General features: G+C 60.6%; 16 protein-coding genes and 1 tRNA gene. 7 read left to right on the top strand and 10 right to left on the bottom strand.

Going from position 1 to position 18,474, the window contains the following annotated elements; genetic code table 11:
* Positions 1-27 precede the first annotated feature (27 nt).
* From JIN78_RS06930 to trpD, 3 genes are all read right to left on the bottom strand, one after another.
* Complete coding sequence (locus JIN78_RS06930; protein ID WP_200391224.1) at positions 28-3,561, bottom strand: YfbK domain-containing protein; 3,534 nt, start codon at positions 3,559-3,561, stop codon at positions 28-30.
* A 423-nt stretch (positions 3,562-3,984) separates the two neighbouring features.
* On the bottom strand, positions 3,985-4,554 hold the full coding sequence (locus tag JIN78_RS06925) for an RNA polymerase sigma factor (RefSeq protein WP_200391223.1): 570 nt from the start codon (positions 4,552-4,554) through the stop codon (positions 3,985-3,987).
* A 178-nt stretch (positions 4,555-4,732) separates the two neighbouring features.
* Entirely contained in the window at positions 4,733-5,767 is a 1,035-nt protein-coding gene (gene trpD / locus JIN78_RS06920; protein WP_234037851.1) for an anthranilate phosphoribosyltransferase, read from the bottom strand.
* Positions 5,768-5,849: 82 nt separating this feature from the next.
* On the opposite strand from trpD, the gene JIN78_RS06915 reads away from it, so the two are divergent.
* Positions 5,850-7,019 (top strand): class I SAM-dependent rRNA methyltransferase, encoded by a 1,170-nt coding sequence (locus JIN78_RS06915; RefSeq protein ID WP_200391221.1) that lies wholly within the window; start codon positions 5,850-5,852, stop codon positions 7,017-7,019.
* On the opposite strand, the gene senB is transcribed toward JIN78_RS06915, so the two are convergent.
* Both senB and JIN78_RS06905 read right to left on the bottom strand, forming a co-directional pair.
* Positions 7,016-7,972, bottom strand: a complete 957-nt coding sequence (gene senB, locus JIN78_RS06910; RefSeq protein WP_200391220.1) for a selenoneine biosynthesis selenosugar synthase SenB — start codon at positions 7,970-7,972, stop codon at positions 7,016-7,018. The two genes, JIN78_RS06915 and senB, sit on opposite strands and share 4 nt — an antisense overlap.
* Positions 7,965-8,414 carry a Fur family transcriptional regulator gene (locus JIN78_RS06905; protein WP_200391219.1) on the bottom strand — a complete coding sequence of 150 codons (450 nt, stop codon included), beginning with the start codon at positions 8,412-8,414 and terminating at the stop codon, positions 7,965-7,967. The genes senB and JIN78_RS06905 overlap by 8 nt, the downstream gene beginning before the upstream one ends.
* Before the next feature lie 167 nt (positions 8,415-8,581).
* Between JIN78_RS06905 and JIN78_RS06900 the strand changes: the two genes are divergently transcribed.
* Positions 8,582-9,409 (top strand): hypothetical protein, encoded by an 828-nt coding sequence (locus JIN78_RS06900; RefSeq protein WP_200391218.1) that lies wholly within the window; start codon positions 8,582-8,584, stop codon positions 9,407-9,409.
* A gap of 24 nt (positions 9,410-9,433) precedes the next feature.
* Positions 9,434-9,901: a hypothetical protein gene (locus JIN78_RS06895; RefSeq protein ID WP_200391217.1), complete on the top strand. Its 468-nt coding sequence runs from the start codon at positions 9,434-9,436 to the stop codon at positions 9,899-9,901.
* Between the two features lie 29 nt (positions 9,902-9,930).
* Here JIN78_RS06895 and JIN78_RS06890 read toward each other — a convergent pair whose 3' ends face one another.
* Entirely contained in the window at positions 9,931-11,679 is a 1,749-nt protein-coding gene (locus JIN78_RS06890) for a DEAD/DEAH box helicase (RefSeq protein WP_200391216.1), read from the bottom strand.
* A 245-nt stretch (positions 11,680-11,924) separates the two neighbouring features.
* Between JIN78_RS06890 and JIN78_RS06885 the strand changes: the two genes are divergently transcribed.
* Positions 11,925-12,554, top strand: a complete 630-nt coding sequence (locus tag JIN78_RS06885) for a hypothetical protein (RefSeq protein ID WP_200391215.1) — start codon at positions 11,925-11,927, stop codon at positions 12,552-12,554.
* A 51-nt stretch (positions 12,555-12,605) separates the two neighbouring features.
* On the opposite strand, the gene JIN78_RS06880 is transcribed toward JIN78_RS06885, so the two are convergent.
* Complete coding sequence (locus tag JIN78_RS06880; protein WP_307832984.1) at positions 12,606-13,421, bottom strand: LpxI family protein; 816 nt, start codon at positions 13,419-13,421, stop codon at positions 12,606-12,608.
* A 100-nt stretch (positions 13,422-13,521) separates the two neighbouring features.
* Between JIN78_RS06880 and floA the strand changes: the two genes are divergently transcribed.
* Positions 13,522-14,517 carry a flotillin-like protein FloA gene (gene floA / locus JIN78_RS06875; protein WP_200391214.1) on the top strand — a complete coding sequence of 332 codons (996 nt, stop codon included), beginning with the start codon at positions 13,522-13,524 and terminating at the stop codon, positions 14,515-14,517.
* A 15-nt stretch (positions 14,518-14,532) separates the two neighbouring features.
* A complete protein-coding gene (locus tag JIN78_RS06870; RefSeq protein WP_200391213.1) occupies positions 14,533-15,090 on the top strand; it encodes a hypothetical protein in 558 nt (185 codons plus the stop codon).
* Positions 15,091-15,135: 45 nt separating this feature from the next.
* Here JIN78_RS06870 and JIN78_RS06865 read toward each other — a convergent pair whose 3' ends face one another.
* Positions 15,136-15,696, bottom strand: coding sequence for a D-Ala-D-Ala carboxypeptidase family metallohydrolase (locus JIN78_RS06865; RefSeq protein ID WP_200391212.1), 561 nt, complete (start codon positions 15,694-15,696; stop codon positions 15,136-15,138).
* Positions 15,697-15,964: 268 nt separating this feature from the next.
* Between JIN78_RS06865 and JIN78_RS06860 the strand changes: the two genes are divergently transcribed.
* On the top strand, positions 15,965-17,569 hold the full coding sequence (locus JIN78_RS06860; RefSeq protein WP_200391211.1) for a Na+/H+ antiporter NhaC family protein: 1,605 nt from the start codon (positions 15,965-15,967) through the stop codon (positions 17,567-17,569).
* On the opposite strand, the gene JIN78_RS06855 is transcribed toward JIN78_RS06860, so the two are convergent.
* Entirely contained in the window at positions 17,556-18,194 is a 639-nt protein-coding gene (locus JIN78_RS06855; RefSeq protein ID WP_200391210.1) for a LysM peptidoglycan-binding domain-containing protein, read from the bottom strand. The two genes, JIN78_RS06860 and JIN78_RS06855, sit on opposite strands and share 14 nt — an antisense overlap.
* Positions 18,195-18,301: 107 nt before the next feature.
* Positions 18,302-18,383 (bottom strand) — tRNA-Leu (locus tag JIN78_RS06850).
* Positions 18,384-18,474: the final 91 nt, after the last annotated feature.

The following is an 18,474-nucleotide window of genomic DNA, read 5'->3' as shown; positions in this document are numbered from 1 at the left end:
AGGAAGCGAGACAGAGAGAGAGCCATTTTAGGGAGCAATCTTGCGGGCATTTTCGATCATGGCTTCCAAGTCGGTCAGCCGGGATTGCTGGGGAAAGATCTTCTGCAAGAGCCGCACTTCGGCGAGAAGGTCGGCCCACTCCACGCGCTCGCCCACCGGACTGGAGGCCAGTTTTTCGGCAAAAAGCCCGGCCACGGCGGCCAAACGCACTTTCGGATCAGCGGTCAGCAGGGAAGGCGCCTCCCCTTCGTAGGGAATCTCCCACTCCCGCTCCACCATCTCATCGCGGGCGACATCGCGAAAGCGCACCCGCACCACGCCCAGCGGGCCCTCCCCGGCGGGCTTCACCTCGGCATGATAGAGAGCCACGCCCTCTTCCTCGGCAGCCAGCTCGGCGGCATCGACCGCATCGTTGCGAAAGTCCTCCTTTTTCAGCTCATGATTATCGAAGCCATAGAGCCGCCACTTGCCCACCCGCTCCGGATTCCAGAGCACCTGCACCTTCACGTTGCTGGCAGCGGGACGAAGGGCACCCGCCACCTGTCGGGCGAATTCCGCGCCACTCTCCGCCGTGCTCCCCAGGAGATAGTAGCGCCCATCGCCCTTGCGGGTGAGCGCCTCCAAAATCTCGTCATTCAAGCCCTCGGTCCCCACCCCACAGGCGTCAAAGGCCACCCCTTCCTCGCGCAGGGACTCCACCTGCGCCATCAGTTGGGCAGGCACCTCGGTGCCCAGATTGGCAAGACCGTCGGTGAGCAGAATGACCCGGTTCTGAGCCTCGGGGGAAAAGTGCTCCAAGGCCTTGGCCCGGGCCAGCTTGAGAGCTTCCTCCACATTGGTCCCCCCCTCGCTGGGGGTCTCGCGCAGAATCCGCAAGAGCCGATCCCCCTCGCTGCCATCGACCTGATCGGCCAGCAGGCGCGGGGTGCGGGAAAAGCCCACAAGAGTGACCTTGTCGCCGGGACGCAATTGCTCGGTAAGGACGCGGAAAGCCTCCTCAATGGCCCGGGCGCGGTCGACGCGCTCCATGGAACCGGACTTGTCCAGCACCACCGTCAGGCGCAAGGGCACGTCCGCCCCGCGACCGCTGGCCGCTGTTTGCAAAGAAACCCGCAGAAGATTCCGTTGGGCGAGAAAAGGATGGGCCACCTGCTCCAAGGCCACGCCCACTCGCTCTCCAGGCAAAAGACGACGTTCCCCGTAGGAGAAGGCGTTCACAAATTCCTCCACCCGCACCGTCTCCGGCCACTCTCCCTTGGCCAGCGCGGCTTGCGCGAGCTTGAAACTGACATCGCTGATATGCAGCGAAAATGTCGAGTCCGCCTGAGTCGCGGTGTCTTTTTCACTCAAGGTCTCCGCCTCGCTGCGCGCCTCCACCCGACGGGCCAGAGATTCCACGATGGCATCCACTACCTCGAGATTCTCCATCGTATTCTTGACGATGAAAGCCCCGCTCTCCGGCTGATAGAGCACCTCGCTGCCTTCCGCAAATTCCACGCCACTGGCCTCCAGAGCCTCTTTTTCGGATGGGATCTCCGCCGCCTCCTCATCTCCCTCTGCGAAGGGATCGTTCTCATCCACTTGAGCGGACTCTATGAGTTCGCGGTATTCCTCCGCACTCATCCTCCAAATACGGGTCACCAAATCCGACGAGGCATAAGCTCCCAGTTCTGCCAAGGACACCCCGCCTTCATCAACAACATATCTTTTCCCTGTTTTACCCGCGACGTATTCTAAAGCCGTCCCAAGGGAAACATTGCGCAAACGCAAAATATCAATCGTTGCTCCCTCCTCCCTTTTTCCCAATAAAAGATGCTCCCCTTCGTCAGAGAAGCTCTCCTCTTCGACATCGAGGGAAATCTCGACCCCGCGACGCCCCACTTTCGGATCAGGATCCAATTCCTTCGCTTTTTGAGAAAGCATGGCCACGGCATCCTCCAAGCTCGTATTCTCAAAATTGATTTCGGGGATAATGATGTTCTGTAGTTTCGCCGCCACCGGGTTGGAACCCGCTGCCTGGGCCTCTTGCAAGAGAGCCAGCTGCCTTTTCTTAAGCTTCAAATCATTTCCCCCATCCTCAGTTCCTCGACTTGTGAGGACCTTCTCTTGCCTTGCAATCTCACTCTGCAGATTCTCTATCGCATCAGACGAAATCTCCCCAAAACTCTCTCCTCCAGCAGCAACCCACCCCAGACTGTCCTGACCACCTGTGATTTGCTCGGTCAAGGCCTCGGTGTCAGCCAGGTTAGCAGCAGAATTCCTCACGATCAATTCACCGGTGGCAGAGTTGAAGCGGGCGCTGGCTCCTTCCGGGAATTCGATGCCAGAGTCAGCGAGCAAATCCTGCACCGACCGACGGGCAGAGAGGCCAGCTCCCCCCAAGTCCTCGTCGCTAGCAAAAGGATCGTCCTCATTTTTTCCTGCCAAGCCCACATCAAATGAAGAAAGGAAATTCGGAGGAACGACGAACCGCTGGGTGATGAAATCCTCGCTATTTGTAGTCGCCGCCCACCTGTAGCCATTTGATCCAAACGAGGTCTCTTCCCTGGGAATGGGCAGCCCTCTAGAATTATCGATTTGAGAAAGCAATTGCGAAGATTCTCCCGTATCACCCCAGCCTTCTCCAAAATCATCAACCGTTCCCAAGTCGGCGTAAGCCAGCTCTTGCTCTTCCTCAGGCACGGACACAGCTTCCGACTCCGCAGTGTTGGCTGCGATCGTCCGAGACATGGCAGAGGACGGAGCGGCGGGTTGCCGAGAAGACGGCTCATTCTGTGCCAAACTCTGGCCTCCCCCATCAGGACCCTCTCCGCTCGACTCCCATGCTTTGACCTGATCCACTTCGACGGTATCCCCGGGATACAGGCGTTCGTTGCGGTGCTTTTCATTCCGCAGGTTGAGGGTGTATTTCTTTCCGTCGCGATAAACATTTACCCGCTTGGGAGTGCCGAAAGTGGCTACTCCTCCCCCGGCCTCGATCGCCTCCGATAAGGTCATGCCCTGGGAATGAGCCTTGGCGCCAGGCTCTATGACCTGCCCGGCCACCACGACCTGCTGAGACAACTCATACTTTTTGCCGGACGGGTCAGCTTCCTTCTGAGCAGGGGCTTTCGCACCCTCCTCCCTTCGTTTCTCCTGCTGGGCCACAGCTGCCGCAGATTCAGACAAAGGTTTCATCGGAGGAATCACGAGCAACCCTCCCGCCACTAAGAGCCCCAGCCAAAGGGCCGCCTGCTGCCAAGGTCGCAATGCTAAAACGCGACGATGCGGACGGGGTGAGGGTGCAACAGTTTCTTGTTCGGCAATCTTCTCCAGAACGGCCCGCCTCCGCTCCGCGGACAGCTGCCACTCTTTGCTACTGGATTCTGGTCGCTGATCTCTGGGGTCTCCCAACAATCCATCCACTGCTTCCAAGCGACGGCGGAAGAGAGCGAGCTCGGGGTGTTCGTGGCAAAGACGGTCCACTTCTTCGCGTTCGAAGGCGGAGGCTTCGCCGAGAATGACAGCCACGATGCGGGCTTCGCGCGCGGCGTCTCCGACAGGTTCGAGCTTATCTTTCATAGTGAGAAGGGGTTAGGACAGGATGGGGTTGGGTTATTGACGGGGGCTTTGGGGGTGCGGACAGAATGAACGGAATGAGACAGTATTTTTGACGGGGCTTTGGGGGTTTTGGGACAGGATTGACAGGATGAGACAGGATTTTTGACGGGGGCTTTGGGGGAGAGGACAGAATGAACAGAATGAGACAGAATTTTTGACGGGGCTTTGGGGGTTTTTGGACAGGATTGATAGGATGGGACAGGATTTCTGACGCAGGCTTTGCGGGGACGGCTATAGAGGCGGGATTTTGATTTTTGAGTTTTTGAACATTCGGTTTTTTTTGCCCAACCCGAGAGAAAATCCACGCACCAGGTCTCCTTTCGTTTTTAGGTCTTTCGACGTTGGTTTTTGCCCACCAAACCGCCTGTCGTTCTCGAAAAGCCCTCATCCCAGCCTCCCTTCCACCCCGACTTTGCGCAGTCCGTCGGCGAGGGATTTGAGGAGGTGATGCAAGCGGTAGCCCACGTTGCCGACCGACATTTTGGTGCGCTCGGCGATTTCTTTGTAGCCGAGGCCTTCCTGATACTTGAGGCGAAGGAGTTCGCCATCGCGTTGGGCGAGTTCGGCGATGAGGAGCTGGAGCTGGCCGGCGGCTTCCAGCCGGGCAAGAACGGTGTCGGGTGATTCCCCGGCGTCATCGGGGGCCTCGGGGAGAGTGTCGTCGAGAGTTTCCCGCTGGCGTTTGCGGATTTCGTTGAGCGCCTTGTTGCGGATGGCGCGATAGAGCCAGGCCCGGGGATTCTCGACCTGGTCGAAATTTTCGAAGAGTGCGAGAAAGCCCTCCTGCACGATTTCCTCCGCCACTTCGCGCCGACCGAGGAGCCCGTAGGCAAAGCGGACGAGCGGAACTTCTTCGCTTTCGAAAAGCTGCCGCATGGTGGGCTTGGGAGGCGCGGCCTCACCCTGAGGGAGTCGGGGCAAGGTCATCACGTTCTGGGCGGCAGAGTTCGGCATCTCATCATCCTTTCAAGAAGAACGACACCCCGCCGGAGGATTTCTTGGAAGGTTTGCGAAAAAAATTTTCACTGAGGCTCTGCAGGCTCGTGCCAGGCAAGCGGTGGATCACTCGCCTGGACTTCTGCTGTGCAGACCCGCTGCTGGCAGCTCTGCCGGGCCGCTGCGGGTGGGAGAGTCAATCCCGCAAGGCCTCGAGACGCTCCATGGCATCACCGCTGGCGATGAGACCCCGGGCGATCTCGATGCCGTCACCGAGGTCGTCAGCCAAGCCCGCGCAGGCAAGACCCGCCCCGGCATTGAGCAAGACCATATCGCGGCGTGGCCCCTTCTCGTCGCCACCAAGGATGTTGACGAGAATCTTCGCGTTCTGCTTGGCATCGCCGCCGACGAGGTCTTCGATTTGGCAAACGTCGAGGTCGAAATCGGAAGGGTGGATTTCCTCGTCTTCGGAGTCTTGCAGGGAACCGCTTTTGCAAATTCGGGTCGGTCCCAACAAACTCACTTCATCGACTCCGCGGCCGTCTTCGGTGGTGCCGTGGACAGCCCAAACCGATTCCCGATCCAGGCGCTGGAGAATATCGGCAAAGGTCGGGGCCATCTCACGCTCGGTCACCCCCACCAGCTGGCACTGGGGACGGCAGGGATTGAGCAGCGGTCCCATGATATTGAAAATGGTGCGAATTCCTTCCTGGCCCAATTGGGCGCGGACCGGGGCCACGACTTTGAAGGCGGGGTGATAGTTGCGCGCATAGAGGAAGCCCACTCCCACCCGGCGCACGGTTTCGCGAAATTCTTCCGGACCTTGCTCAATATTGATGCCGAGAGCTTCGAGGACATCGGCTCCTCCACTTTTGGAGGTCACCCCCCGGTTGCCGTGCTTGACCACCACTCCCCCGCCAGCGGCGATGATGAACATGCTGGTGGTCGAGACGTTGAAAAGATTCAGGCCATCGCCTCCCGTGCCACAGACATCGATAGTTGGACCATCTAGCTCTTCTGGTGGCAAATCAACGGTCACGGAATGCTCCAGAAAGGCTTCCACGAAGGCCGCGATCTCGCCTGCGGTCTCCCCCTTTCTCGCCAAGGCCCGCAGAAAGGCAGCCTTCTTTTCCCCCTGTGCGCGTTCATCAAGAAGAAAATCCACCGCCGCCGCCACGTGCCGATCATCCAGATCGGCCCCCGCCTCCACGTCCTTAATCAATGCGTCCATGTCGGGTAGCCTATAGCTCATTGCCCCTCCGCTCCAAACATTTCTTGCGAGTTCTTTGCGGACCTTCTACCACTCCTCTCCCATGGCCGGCATCATCATCAAACCCCGTTCCCGCATTTTTCAAGGTCACGACTGGATTTACGCTTCGGAGGTCAAGAAGACCTTTGGCGAGCCCGAGCCGGGTGAGGTGATCACGCTCAAGGACTTCAAAGACCGCCCTCTGGGAGCGGCTATTTACAATCCCCAGTCCCAGATCATCGCCCGCCGCTTTTCCCATCGGGCGCAGGATATCGACCTCCCCTTTCTCGTCCGTCGCCTTGAGCGGGCCTTCCAAGTGCGGCAGAATCTGCCTCTCGACGAGCGCGTCTGCCGGGTGGTCTGGTCGGAATCCGACGGGCTACCGGGAGTGATTTTAGACCGCTTCGACGACGTCTTCGTGCTCCAGACCACCACGCTGGCCTTTGATCAACGCAAGGATTTGCTGGTGGAAGCGATCGCGCAAGTCTTCTCCCCCCGAGCCATCATCCTGCGCAACGACACTCCCATGCGCACGGCCGAGGGGCTGGAGAGCGAGAGCGGCCTTCTCCTCGGGGAAGATCCCGGCCCCATTGAGGTCACGCTTGATGGTCTCACCTTCGAGCTCGATCTCGCCAATGCCCAGAAGACGGGGCTCTATCTGGACATCACCAACGCCTATCCCGCGGTGGCCCGCTTCGCCAAAGGGGCCAAGGTGCTGGACATGTTTTGCAATCAGGGCGGCTTCGGCCTGGCCTGTGCCCAGGCGGGCGCGGAGTCAGTGACAGCGGTGGATATCTCCGAAAAAGCGACGGCGGCGGCGGCACGCAATGCCGAGCTCAATGGGCTCACTCTCACCACCGAGACCGGCAATGCCTTTGACAACCTGCGCCACCGGGAGAAGCGGGAAGAAAAGTATGACCTCGTCATCCTCGATCCTCCCTCCTTCACCCGCAACAAAAAGACCGTCAATTCGGCGATGAAGGGCTACAAGGAGATCCATCTCCGCGCCATCCGCCTGCTCAATCCCGGGGGACGGCTGGCCACTTTCTGCTGCTCCCACCATGCCACCCGCGAGCTCTTCCTCGACTCCGTGCGCGCCGCCGCCAACGATGCCAAAAAGACCCTGCGCCTGGTGGAGAGCCATGGTCAACGGGCCGACCACCCCATCCTGGCCCACCTGCCGGAGACCGAATACCTCAAGGGCTTCACCTTCGAGCTCATGGGAAGCTTCTAGAGCTGCGCCAGAAGGCGGGCCCAAGCCGCCCGCTCCCGCTCCGGAGCGAAGAGTGCGCGCCGCGCCCGCCCCGCAGCCTGCAGCTCTTGGTAAAAGACTTGCTCCTTCTCGACCCGGGAAAGAAGCCCGGCCAAAGCCCCGGCGTCGCCGGGCGCGAAGTATCCGGGAAAATCCTCCCCCAGCAGGCCGACCACGCCATCGATGGCACTGCTCAGCACGGGGGTATCCAGGGTCACCGCCTCCCCAATCACGCCCGGTCCGCCCTCGGAGGTTGAGGTCAGGACCATGAGCTCGCTCCGGGCGATGAGCTCCAGGGCCTCGCCATGCGCCAGTTCCCCCAGCCATTGGTAGCGGGGGTTCTCTTTCTCTTCCCGCGCCACCGCCGCGCGGTATTTTTCCTCTAGAATCGCGCCCGCTTGCAAGAGCCGCACCCGCGAGCAATCGGGCAGCCGGCGCACCGCCCGGGCCGCCAATAGGGGATCCTTCTCCGCCCGCAGATGCCCCACCACCGCCACTTGGAAGAAACCATCCCGGGTCCGGGGAGCGAAGTCGGCCCGGCAGGCTACACTTTGCAGGATCAGGTGAGCCTTCTCCTGCTCAGCGGGCGTGAGGGCCTGCAGAGCTTTTTCCTGCAGCACAACCAAGGCGTCGGCAGCCGCCACCGATTCCTGCCACTCCCGCGAATCGCGTCGGTTCAGGTCCGTTCCCGTCACCGCCAAGACCAGTTTGCCATGGGGAAAGCGCCTCCGGAAGTCCGTGATGATCCGGTGGCTCTTGACCGCATTGAGCGCCACGAGCGTGTCGCCAGAGGCCAGCTCCTCCCCTTCGGCGAGGCGTGCGGGCACACCCAAGCCGTTCAAGAGCGCCAACCACCGCTCGGCCGTCCGCAAGTTTCCAGTCCCCACTCCGCCGTGCGGGGGCAAGACGATGGCTACTCTCCGGGGGTCACCCATGGCAGGCGGGACAAACTCCATAAATCTCCAGCTCGTGGTAGAGATTGCGATAGCCACTGGTGCGGGCCACTTCTTCCTCCAGCTCCTTTACGGGACAAGCGAGTTCGAGAATTTCCACCGATCCGCAATCTTTACAAATGAGGTAATCGTGGTGCCCCCCCGGCATCGCGAGGGTGAAGTAGGCCGCGCGCTCGTGCAGGCCCAGGCGGCGGACGAGTCCGTGCTCGCTGAGGCGATTGAGAAGGCGAAAGAGAGTGGTGCGGTCACAGAGCCCCGCCACCCCCGGGGCTTTTTCCAAATCATTGAGTGGCATCGGCGTGCCTTCCTCCGCCAGAGCGGTCACCACCGCTTGCAAGGCCTTGGTCTTGCGCAAGCCCGCTTCTTTGGCCCGCGCCAAAATGGTATCGGCACAGACATAGTGGCCATGTTCACATCGCTCCATGCCCTAGGATTGTCTCGAATCAGCTTCCTTTCAACCCCGAAGCTCCCGCGCTTGCGAAAGCCGCCCCTTCTTGCCAGACTGCCCTCCAAGTGAGTGTCTCCATCCCTCCCTCCCGAATTCTCGCCCCCGCGTGCTGGCGGGAGCGGATAGAGTGCCATCGTGCGGAATTGGCTCCCCTCACGGAAGCCTTCCGCGCCCGGCGCGCCCGGGGCCAGCTACATCCGGTGCACGACTTTCTCTTCAGCTACTACTCCTACCCGGCAGGCAAGCTGGAGCAGTGGCACCCCGCAGTGGGTGAGGCTCTGGTCCCCGCGGGCTCCTTGCCCCGCCACTTTTCCCAGAAATACTACCGCCGGGAGAGCGCTACCCTCGCTCTCGACCCCTCCCTTCTGCGGGAAAAGGACTGGGAACGCTTTGCCTTCGCCCGTCGGCTCTTGGAAAAAACAGCCGCCCGCCCGGCCCACTTCTCCTGCTACGGACTCCACGAGTGGGCCATGGTTTACTGCAGCGAAGACGTGCGCCACCGCGAGCGCGCCCCTTTGCGCCTGAGCCCGGACGACATTGCCGCCTTTGTTGATTCCCAGGCCCTCACCTGCACCCACTTCGATGCCTTTCGCTTTTTCACCCCCGCCGCCCGCCCGCACAACCGCTGGCAACCCTCCTTGCGCGACCGCGAGGAGCTCGAGCAACCCGGCTGCATCCATGCCAATATGGATCTCTACAAATGGACCTTCAAGGCCATGCCCTGGCTGGGGTCGGACCTCCTGCGCGCCACCTTCTTTCTCGCCCGCGACTTGCGCGAGCTCGATATGCGGGCTTCGCCCTACGACCTGAGCGACTATGGCTACGAGCCCATCACCATCGAGACGGCGGCCGGGCGCAGCGAGTATGTCCGGCAGCAACAAGATCTTGCGAAGAAAGCCGCGGCCTTGCGCGTCCAAGTGCTCGCGGCCTTGGATCACTTGTTCGCGCAAGTGACTCTTTCGCCCTCCTGATTAGTCAAAAAGCCTGAACCGACCATGCCTCGCTTTCTCAGCCTCCTCCTCTTCGCCTGCCTCCCCCTTTGCCTGACCGCTTGCGGGGGCCGGGAGGAACCTCCCCCGCCACCCAGCCAAGCGATCCGGCTTGATGTCAGCTTCGATTCCGCCAATCGCGCCCTCTTCTACTCCGGCTCCGCCACCACCAGCGGGCGCTTCAATAGCCAGCTTCCCTTCTCCCTTTGGTTTTCGCTCGCGGCGGATCCCCTTTCGGCGGAAAACGAAGCCACCCGCATCTTGCTCGACAACCACGGCCCCCATCTGACTCAACGGGCTCGCTATGAATCCTCTGACGGGAAAAAGGGCGAAATCGCGCTGCTGGGAGGGCGGCTCATGTTGCGCGGGGAATCCCGCCGCCAAGGCGAGCAGCTGGAAGGCACCTGGTATTTCGACGGTTTGCCGGGCGGCACCTTCTGGATCGCCCCCGCTGGAACGATTTTTCCCCGCTAAGGGAGAGCCACCCGAGCAGGCGGGGAAGCTCAGCGCCGTTTCCCTTGGCCGCGATACGGCTTCTTGCCCGGACGACCCCCATCGATGCCACCGGGAGCCCCCGTGTTGCGATCGAAGTCCAGCCGGAAGGGTTTGCCCCGGAGCTTGGCTTCCTTGGAGACCGCAATCGCCTCCTCGGCCACGTCGCTCCGCACCTCGATGAGGCAATGCTTGGGGAACATATGGATGCGCCCCACCGCCCCGCGCGGCAGATTGGCCTCATTGTAAAGCAAGCCTGCGATATCCTTGGGCTGTAGATTGACGAGCTTGCCCATGTTGAGGAAAAGGCGGGTCATCCCCTCCTCCGCGCCGCCCTTGAACTCCCGATCTCTCCGGGGCTCGCGCTCGCGACGCTCGCGACGGTCGCCGCCCATTTCGCCGCCGCCATCACGGGGTTCCCGCTGCTTGAAGCCCGGGCGATCCTCCGCAATCTCTTCCCCCTCGCGACCCTTGCTCTCGGCCAACATATCGAAGAGCACGGAAGCGACATCGGTGGCCGTATGCCCCTGATCGAGCAAACGATCCAACTGTCCGGAAAAGTCTTTCCATTCGCCCGCCTCCAGCTTCTCCCGCACGCCCTCGAAGAGCTGATCGGCGAACTTGCCCTCCACTTCTTCCAAGGAAGGAATGCGGGCCCGCGGAATGCGCTGCTTGGTGTAGCGCTCGATATTCTGCAGACGATAAATGTCGCGCCCATAGACGAAGGTCACCGCCCGGCCCTTGCGTCCGGCCCGCCCCGTGCGACCAATGCGGTGCACATAGTCCTCGGGATCCTGCGGCAAATCATAGTTGGCCACCAGGTCAATCTCGTCGATATCGATGCCCCGGGCCGCCACGTCAGTAGCCACCAGAATCTCGACCGTGCCCTTGCGGAAGCTGCGCAGAGTGCGCTCGCGCTGATCCTGCGAAATGTCGCCATGCAACTTGTCGGCGGAGTAACCCCGCGCATTGAGGGTCTCGCAAACCTCGTCCACCACCCGGCGGGTGTTGCAAAAGACCACCGCCAGACGCGGCTCGTCCATGTCGAGCAAGCGGGAAAGCACCTCCACCCGCGAGCGGTTGCGCACCTCGTAGGAGACCTGCTCGATGGCCTCCACAGTCAGGGTTTTGCGCTCGATCTCGATGGTGCGCGGTTCCTTGCCAAACTTGCGAATGAGCCCGCCCACCCCTTTGTTCATGGTCGCGGAGAAGAAGAGGGTCTGCCGATCCTCCGGCATCTCGGAGAGCAGCTCTTCCATTTCCTCGCGGAAGCCCATGTCCAGCATGCGATCGGCCTCATCGAGAATCACGGTGCGGACTTTTTTCGGATCGAAAGTGCCTCGCCGCAAGTGGTCCTGCAAGCGACCCGGAGTCCCGACAATGACGTGAACCCCTTTGCTGAGCTGACGAAATTGCCGATCGATGGGCGCTCCACCGTAAACCGGAATAGCCCGAAAGCCGTCCAGATGCTTGGCCAGGGAATGAACTTCCTCACAAACCTGATTGGCCAACTCCCGGGTGGGGCAAACGATGAGGGCCTGCGGAGAGGCATCACTGAGATCGATTTTCGCCAAAACGGGCAAAGCAAAAGCCGCCGTTTTGCCCGAACCGGTCTGGGAAAGCCCCACAATATCTTCTCCCGTCATCGCGGCCGGAATCGCGGCGGCTTGAATCGCGGAAGGGTTTTCGAAGCCCAATCCCATCACTGCCTGCAACAAATTCTCCGGCAGGCCCAACTCTTGAAACGACAAATCACTCATGGTTCACAAATCCCCACTTCGATCCGACAAGTCAAAAATCAGGCTGAAGTCAGCTCCCAAGATCCTGCGGGGGCTGGGGCGCTTAGCAGACATCCCCGCAGAAGGAAAGAAAATTCGGTCCCCTTTTCCAAATTATGGCGGTTTCGTCACCGAGAAGACATTCCTGCTTGGTGCAAGAAGTGCTTCATTTGCTTCCGTTCGGTCCCCAACCGGCCGTACTTAAACAAGTTATCTCCTTACACCCCATGAAATTTATCACTGCACTCTCTTCTCTGGCCATGGCTGCTTCCAGCCCGGCAGCACTCATCATCACCGCTGCCTATGACGGTCCTTTAACTGGAGGAACTCCGAAGGGAATCGAAATCTATGCGACCGCGAATATTGCCGACCTCAGCATCTATGGTCTTGGCTCTGCAAACAACGGAGGTGGCTCGGATGGGGAAGAATTTACATTCCCCACCGTCAGTGTTGCCCAAGGAACTTTCCTCTATATCGCTTCTGAAGCTGTTGAATTCGCTAATTTTTTCGGTTTCTCGCCCGATTATACTAGTGCCGCGATGGCAATCAACGGAGACGACGCGATTGAAGTATTCATGAATGGCGCTGTAATCGACACCTTTGGAGACATCAACACGGACGGCACAGGCGAACCTTGGGAGCACCTGGATGGCTGGGCTTACCGAGTATCAGGCACAAGTGCCGGACCATTCGTCCTCGCCGACTGGACCTTTTCGGGTCCCAACGCTCTTGATGGCGCAACAGACAACGCAAGTGCCGCGACTCCGGTCCCGATCGGCACTTACACCATCCCTGAACCCACTGCGGCCCTCCTTGGTGGACTCGGCCTTTTGAGTCTTCTTCGTCGCCGACGCTAAAGGCTCCGCTCCTCAAAGGTTTTCTGAGCAGCTCTTTTCAGAGCTGCTTTTTTATTCTCCCGCGAGGGCGATGACTCCCACGCCCAGCTTCTTAGCGAGCGTGGTCGCTTCTTCCCAGCCCAGAACAAGGGTCTTGCCCGCCTCGATGGCGATGGCACCGACCCCGGCCTCGGCACAGATGCGAATGGTATCGGGACCAATCACCGGGACATCAAAGCGCATGTCTTGCTTGGGCTTGGAGACCTTGGCCAACACCACTTTCTTGCCTTTGCCCAGTGCTCCCCCCCGCCGGAGACACTCATTGGTGCCCTCGAAAGCCTCCACCGCCAACACGGTGCCTTCCCGCACCACCACGCTCTGCCCGATATCCAGGCGGCTGGTCTCTTTGGCGATGCTGAAGCCGTATTGCGCGGCCTCCAGCTCATCTTTCCCCAGCTCGCGCCCGAGAACCGGGCCCGCCGGGGGTAAGAGATGATCCAGAAAGGTCGTCGCGGGCAAAACGGTGATGCCATCCTTGGCAAACTCGTCAGCCAGGGCCCCAAAAAGAGTCTCGGCATTGCGCTGCTTCAACTTGGCCAGCGCCATGGTGATGCGGAGGTCGGGCCGGAACTCGAAGAGATTCTTCGGCGTGATCTGCCCCACCATGACAATCTCGCTCACGCCTTCCCTCAGAAAAAATTTAATGAGTTTTCCCAGTTGGCCCACGCGAAACCACTCCAGAACATCGACTTTCGACTCCAGAGCCGGGTCTGTTTCACCATGAAAGGCCACCGACACCAGCCGCAGCGGCTCCCCTTGGCGACGGGCCCCCTCCACAAAAGCTTCGGGATAGAGTCCTTTGCCAGCCAACATTCCAATCGTCCTCACGCCCCCAAGTGAAACGAACTTTCTGCCCGGCGGCAAAACCTAAGCGCCCCGGTGACGGATTTCATTGCAGGGAAGAAGAAAACCGATAGCTTCTGAGGCCATGGACCTTTCCATCATCTTCCTCGCCTTGGCCGCCCTCGTAGCCCTGCTCTTCATCCTTCTTCTCGTCAACTTTTTCAATATCTGGCTGCAAGCCCGCGTCTCCGGGGCTCCCGTCGGCTTCTTCAACCTCCTCTTCATGCGCTTGCGGAAAGTTCCGCCCGCTCTCATCGTCAACAACCGCATCACCGCAGCGAAAGCGAATATCGAAATCTCCACCGATGACTTGGAAGCCCACTATCTCTCGGGCGGTGATGTCACCAACGTCGTTCTCGCCCTCATCGCGGCCGACAAGGCCAGCATCCCCCTCCCCTTCGCCCGCGCCTGCGCCATCGACCTCGCCACCAAGGACACCGGGAAAACGGTCTTGGAGGCGGTGCGCACTTCCATCAACCCCAAGGTCATCGAATGCCCCAACCCGAACACCGGCGTTTCCAAAATCACTGCGGTGGCCAAGGACGGCATCGCGGTCAATGTGCGGGCCCGCGTGACGGTGCGGACCAATCTGGAACGCTTCGTGGGCGGAGCCACTGAGGAAACGGTCATCGCCCGGGTCGGGGAAGGAATCGTGACCTCGGTTGGTTCGGCTTCCTCTTACAAGGACGTTCTGGAGAATCCGGATTCCATCTCCCGGCTTGTTCTCCAGAAGGGGGTGGATGCCGGCACGTCCTTTGAAATTCTTTCCATCGATGTCGCTGACGTCGACGTGGCCGACAACATCGGTGCCCGTCTGCAAGCCGAGCAAGCGGAGGCCGACAAGCAGGTGGCGCAGGCGAAAGCCGAGATGCGCCGAGCGGCAGCGGTCGCCAGCGAGCAGGAAATGTCCGCCCGCACCCAGGAAATGCGCGCGAAAGTAGTCGAGGCCGAGGCCGATATCCCCCTCGCCATCGCCGAAGCCTTCCGCAATGGCAACCTCGGCATCATGGACTACGTCAAGTATCAGAATGTCAATGCCGATACCGACATGCGCAAGTCCATCGCCGACGATCAATCCTAAACCCGGCCCCCTCCCATGCCTCCCGAAGACTTTCCTTTTCAGCTCGTCATCGTCCTCGTCTTTCTCCTCATCGGGGCGGTGCGCTGGGTGCTGGAGAACCTCTTTGCCAAAAAACGCCCTCTCGACGAGGACGATTGGGAAGACTACACCCATGAGGGAAGCCCCACCCACCCGCAGCCCCCCTCGGAGGGAGGAGGTAGCTTCCGCGACTTTTTCGAAGAAGCACGCCGGGAAATCCTCGAGCGGCAAAACCGCCACACCCCCGACCCCGAGGACTTGCGGGAGAGGTTGCGGGGTGAACAGAAGCCAACTCCGCCTCCCCTCCCGGCTGCCGACGAGAAAGCGGGCCCGACCATAGCGGCCCGCCCCGAAGACTACATCCGGCGGGCTGGGCGAAAAAAAGAACTCACCGCCGAGGAAAAACGGGCCGCCGCCGCTTTTCAGCAACTGGATAAAAAGAAGGCCGACGCCCGCCAGGGAAGCCAGGTGCGCCAGCTACTGGCCAAACCCCATTCTGCGCGCGATGCCATCGTCTTGGCCGAAATCCTCGGCAAACCCAAGAGCTTGCAATGAAATCGCCTCTGCGCGGCAAGACTGCCTCCTAAACGAAAAGCCCTTTTACCAATCGGCGTTATACCCGCGGGTATCGATATGGGTGAAGACGTTGTAGCGGCCCACTCCACCTTGAAAGAGACCGTTGTTCCGCAATTCGCGGGCCACCCGGGCCACGCGGGAGGGGGAGGTATTGAACATCAGGTCCAAGGCCACATTCTGCTTGTGGTAGGAACGGGGCTTGGCTCCGGGGCAGCGGGAATTGTAAGCCGGGCTGCGGTAGGCGGAGGTCACTTCCTTGAGACCACATCCCAGGGCTTCCGCCACTCGGTCCGCCGCCTTGAGAGTCGGCCCCATATTGTCCCAGGTCGAGCGGGGCGGAATCTCGTTCCACACCGAACCCTTGACCCGGGCGTGGGCCTTGATGACGTCGTGCACGGAGATTTTCTCCAAACGCAGCTTGGCCAGGTAGCGGGCGTAGGCTTGGAGATTATCGCCCTGCAGGCGAACCCACTCTTGGGGCAGGTCATCGACATTCAGGTCGGACTTGCCACCGAAGAAGAAGAAAGCTTCCGATCGTTGGACGCTCAAAGCGAGGGAACCTGCCATCAATCCAGCGGTCGCCATGAATTTACGCCGGGGCGTCAAAGGGGCGAGAGAGGGTTCAATAAGCTTTGCAGCAGTCGGCTCTTGGGCGCTAGAGGCGTCTTTCGGGTCGATCATCGGGACGACCCTTGCAACAAACATGCCAATAGGCCAAGCTTTTTCCTACCGAAATTTCGCACCGCATATTTCAACTTTCCAACAATTTTTCGAAAAATTCATCATTCTTCGGGGTTTTGCGCTCCTTACGGGCCGTTCTTGCCCTTCATGGTCACAATCGGTAAAACGCGTCATGTCCTCTCCCCGCCGTTCCCACTTGCTCGGGTGGTTCGTCGCCGGAGCTTGCGGAGTCGTTTTGCTCGTCAGCCCGCAGGCCTCCCCCCTCATCCCGCCGCTCGCGGCCCTGGCCTTGCTGGCGCTGACGAGGTCCGCCGGGTGGAGCTTGCTGGCCGGGAGCCTGCTGGGGGTCGCGCTCTTGACCCCGGGCCCCCTCTGGACCGTGCCAGGAGTTTGGCTCCGTGAACATCTGGGTCCCGCCTTGACCAGCTCGTGGCATTGGTCCGCTCTTCTTTTCACCCTTCTCTTGGCAGCCTTTGCGGCCGTGGTCGATCGCTCTGGAGCACTAGCAGCCCTCCTCCAACGCCTCACACGAACCGCTCCCTCCGGAGGAGCCGGGCAGCGCTTTCAACTGGCCATCGTTTCGCTGGGGCTGATTTGTTTTTTCGATGGCTTGGCCAACGCCCTCATGCTCGGCCGGGTAGGACGCTCGCTGGCAGACCGCTGCGGCGTCACGCGCGAGAAGCTGGCCTATTTGGTCGACACCACGTCCTCGGCAGTCGCCTGCGTGGCCTTTCTTTCCACTTGGTCCGTTTTTCAACTCACCCTGATTAGTCAAGAATTGGCGGACTCTCCCTTTTCGGAACCCGCTTATCTACTGTTTCTCAAATCCATTCCCACCAACTTCTACTGTCTCGGCTCCCTCCTCCTCGTGGTCCTGGCCGCCCGATGGAACTGGTGCCCGCCACCGATGAAGGGCAGCCGGGCCCGGCGCCCGCCCCAGACCGCCGAAGCCACCCTGCCGCTTGACAAGGATGGCTGGCTGCCCACGGTGGGTCCGCTGGCGATTCTCCTCTTCTCCGTCCCCTTGGCCTTCTGGATCGTAGGCGGAGAGGGCTCGCTCCCGAGCTCCCTGGCCTCCATTCAGCAAGCCTTCGCCACCAGCCGGGGACCCTACGCCCTCATTCTGGCCGGCGCTCTTGCCCTAGCCGGAGCGCTCCTTTGTTTTCCCAAAAAACGGTGGGGGGAAGGCCTGCGTGCCATTCCCGAAGGCGTGCGCTCCATTCTCCCCGCCCTCCTCGTGCTCGTGCTGGCCTGGACCCTGGGCTCGACCTTGAGCGCACTCGGGACCGGAGCTTATTTGGCGGGCCTTCTCGGGGAGAACTTCCCCCTCTCCTATCTACCCGGAGCGACCTTTCTCCTCAGCTGCCTCATCGCCTTTGCCACCGGCACCTCCTGGGGAACGATGGCTCTGATGATGCCCCTCGCGCTGGGCACCTTCCTCACCATGCACGACGAAAGCGCCCTGGAGGTCGCCTCGGCGGCTCCCCTCCTCCCTGCCATCATCGGCGCGGTCTTTGGAGGAGCGGTTTTTGGCGACCACGCCAGCCCTTTCAGCGACACCACCATCGTTTCAGCCTTGGCCTGTGACATCACCACCACCGCTCATGTGGCCACCCAGCTGCCCTATGCGGGGCTCGCGGCTGCCATGGCGCTCCTCCTGGGCTACCTCCCGCTGGCCTGGGGTCTCCCCCCCGGTCTCACCGCAGTCCTCCCTCTGGCCGGAATCGCGCTCGTGGTCCTATTCACCCGAAAGAAATTCTCCCTCAACGAGGAATGAGAAGAGATTGCCCCAAGCGGATGGTGGTGCCACCCAGACCATTGGCTTTCTGGATGGCCGCCACGGTGGTGCCATACCGTCGGCTCAGGCTGTAGAGAGTATCATCCTTCACCACGGTATGGCGACGGGGCGAGGGAGCCGCCGGCTTGGGAGCTGGCTTAGGCTTGGCCGCCACGGGTTTGGGAGCCGGCTTGGGCTTGGCCGCGGGTTGGGGCACAGCGGCCACCACTTTTTTTACAACAGGTTTGGGGGCGACGGCGGGCTTGGTGGAAGCCGTCAAAATGCGTGGAGCCGGCTGGGGCTCCCGCACCACTGATCGCACCACGGCTTGGGGCGCAGGGGCCGACACGGTGGTGATAGTCTGGCGAGGCTGGGCTTCCACTTTGGCCAAAAGCGGGCGCGAAGGCTGGGAGACGGACTCGCTTTGTGAGGTCTCGCTCTTATCCGGCTTGGAACGACGGGCAAAGAAGCGCTTCTTCACTGGCTCGTCCGCCAGAGCGGTTACATAATCGCCGTTTTCATCAAAAGGCCCCATATCCGGGTGGTAAATGTCACCACTCCCACCACATCCGGTGAGAATGAGCGTGAGAATGCCGCCAAGCAAAAAGAACAAACCGACCTTCATAGCGGTATTGTCCTGAATTCACCCCGGGTTTCAAACCCCAATCGAGTAATAACGGCCCGTCGCGCCTCGTTCCTCCTCCGAGCCCTCCGAAAAATGAGGAAAGAAAATACCGAGAACAGGACTCGAACCTGCACACCTTGCGGCACCTGAACCTAAACCAGGCGTGTCTACCAATTCCACCATCTCGGCAAGAGAGCGGATTGGTAACGCCGGGCCAACGGAGATGACAAGCGAAATCGATCCCCGCGGGAAGAGAAAGGTCATTCTTACGCAAAAACAT

The sequence above is a fragment of the Roseibacillus ishigakijimensis genome (assembly GCF_016595415.1).
Lineage (GTDB): Bacteria > Verrucomicrobiota > Verrucomicrobiia > Verrucomicrobiales > Akkermansiaceae > Roseibacillus > Roseibacillus ishigakijimensis.
The sequence above is the reverse complement of the archived record's forward strand: the minus strand, read 5'-3'. Positions and strand labels throughout refer to the sequence as shown.

Excerpts from the sequence above, each read along its gene's own strand:
- JIN78_RS06930 (WP_200391224.1), bottom strand. The coding sequence starts at position 3,561 with ATGAAAGATAAGCTCGAACCTGTCGGAGACGCCGCGCGCGAAGCCCGC.
- JIN78_RS06915 (WP_200391221.1), top strand. The coding sequence starts at position 5,850 with ATGGCCGGCATCATCATCAAACCCCGTTCCCGCATTTTTCAAGGTCAC.
- JIN78_RS06865 (WP_200391212.1), bottom strand. The coding sequence starts at position 15,696 with ATGGCGACCGCTGGATTGATGGCAGGTTCCCTCGCTTTGAGCGTCCAA.
- JIN78_RS06870 (WP_200391213.1), top strand. The coding sequence starts at position 14,533 with ATGCCTCCCGAAGACTTTCCTTTTCAGCTCGTCATCGTCCTCGTCTTT.
- JIN78_RS06925 (WP_200391223.1), bottom strand. The coding sequence starts at position 4,554 with ATGCCGAACTCTGCCGCCCAGAACGTGATGACCTTGCCCCGACTCCCT.
- JIN78_RS06855 (WP_200391210.1), bottom strand. The coding sequence starts at position 18,194 with ATGAAGGTCGGTTTGTTCTTTTTGCTTGGCGGCATTCTCACGCTCATT.
- JIN78_RS06895 (WP_200391217.1), top strand. The coding sequence starts at position 9,434 with ATGCCTCGCTTTCTCAGCCTCCTCCTCTTCGCCTGCCTCCCCCTTTGC.
- JIN78_RS06890 (WP_200391216.1), bottom strand. The coding sequence starts at position 11,679 with ATGAGTGATTTGTCGTTTCAAGAGTTGGGCCTGCCGGAGAATTTGTTG.
- senB (WP_200391220.1), bottom strand. The coding sequence starts at position 7,972 with ATGGGTGACCCCCGGAGAGTAGCCATCGTCTTGCCCCCGCACGGCGGA.
- trpD (WP_234037851.1), bottom strand. The coding sequence starts at position 5,767 with ATGGACGCATTGATTAAGGACGTGGAGGCGGGGGCCGATCTGGATGAT.
- JIN78_RS06860 (WP_200391211.1), top strand. The coding sequence starts at position 15,965 with ATGTCCTCTCCCCGCCGTTCCCACTTGCTCGGGTGGTTCGTCGCCGGA.
- JIN78_RS06885 (WP_200391215.1), top strand. The coding sequence starts at position 11,925 with ATGAAATTTATCACTGCACTCTCTTCTCTGGCCATGGCTGCTTCCAGC.
- JIN78_RS06905 (WP_200391219.1), bottom strand. The coding sequence starts at position 8,414 with ATGGAGCGATGTGAACATGGCCACTATGTCTGTGCCGATACCATTTTG.
- floA (WP_200391214.1), top strand. The coding sequence starts at position 13,522 with ATGGACCTTTCCATCATCTTCCTCGCCTTGGCCGCCCTCGTAGCCCTG.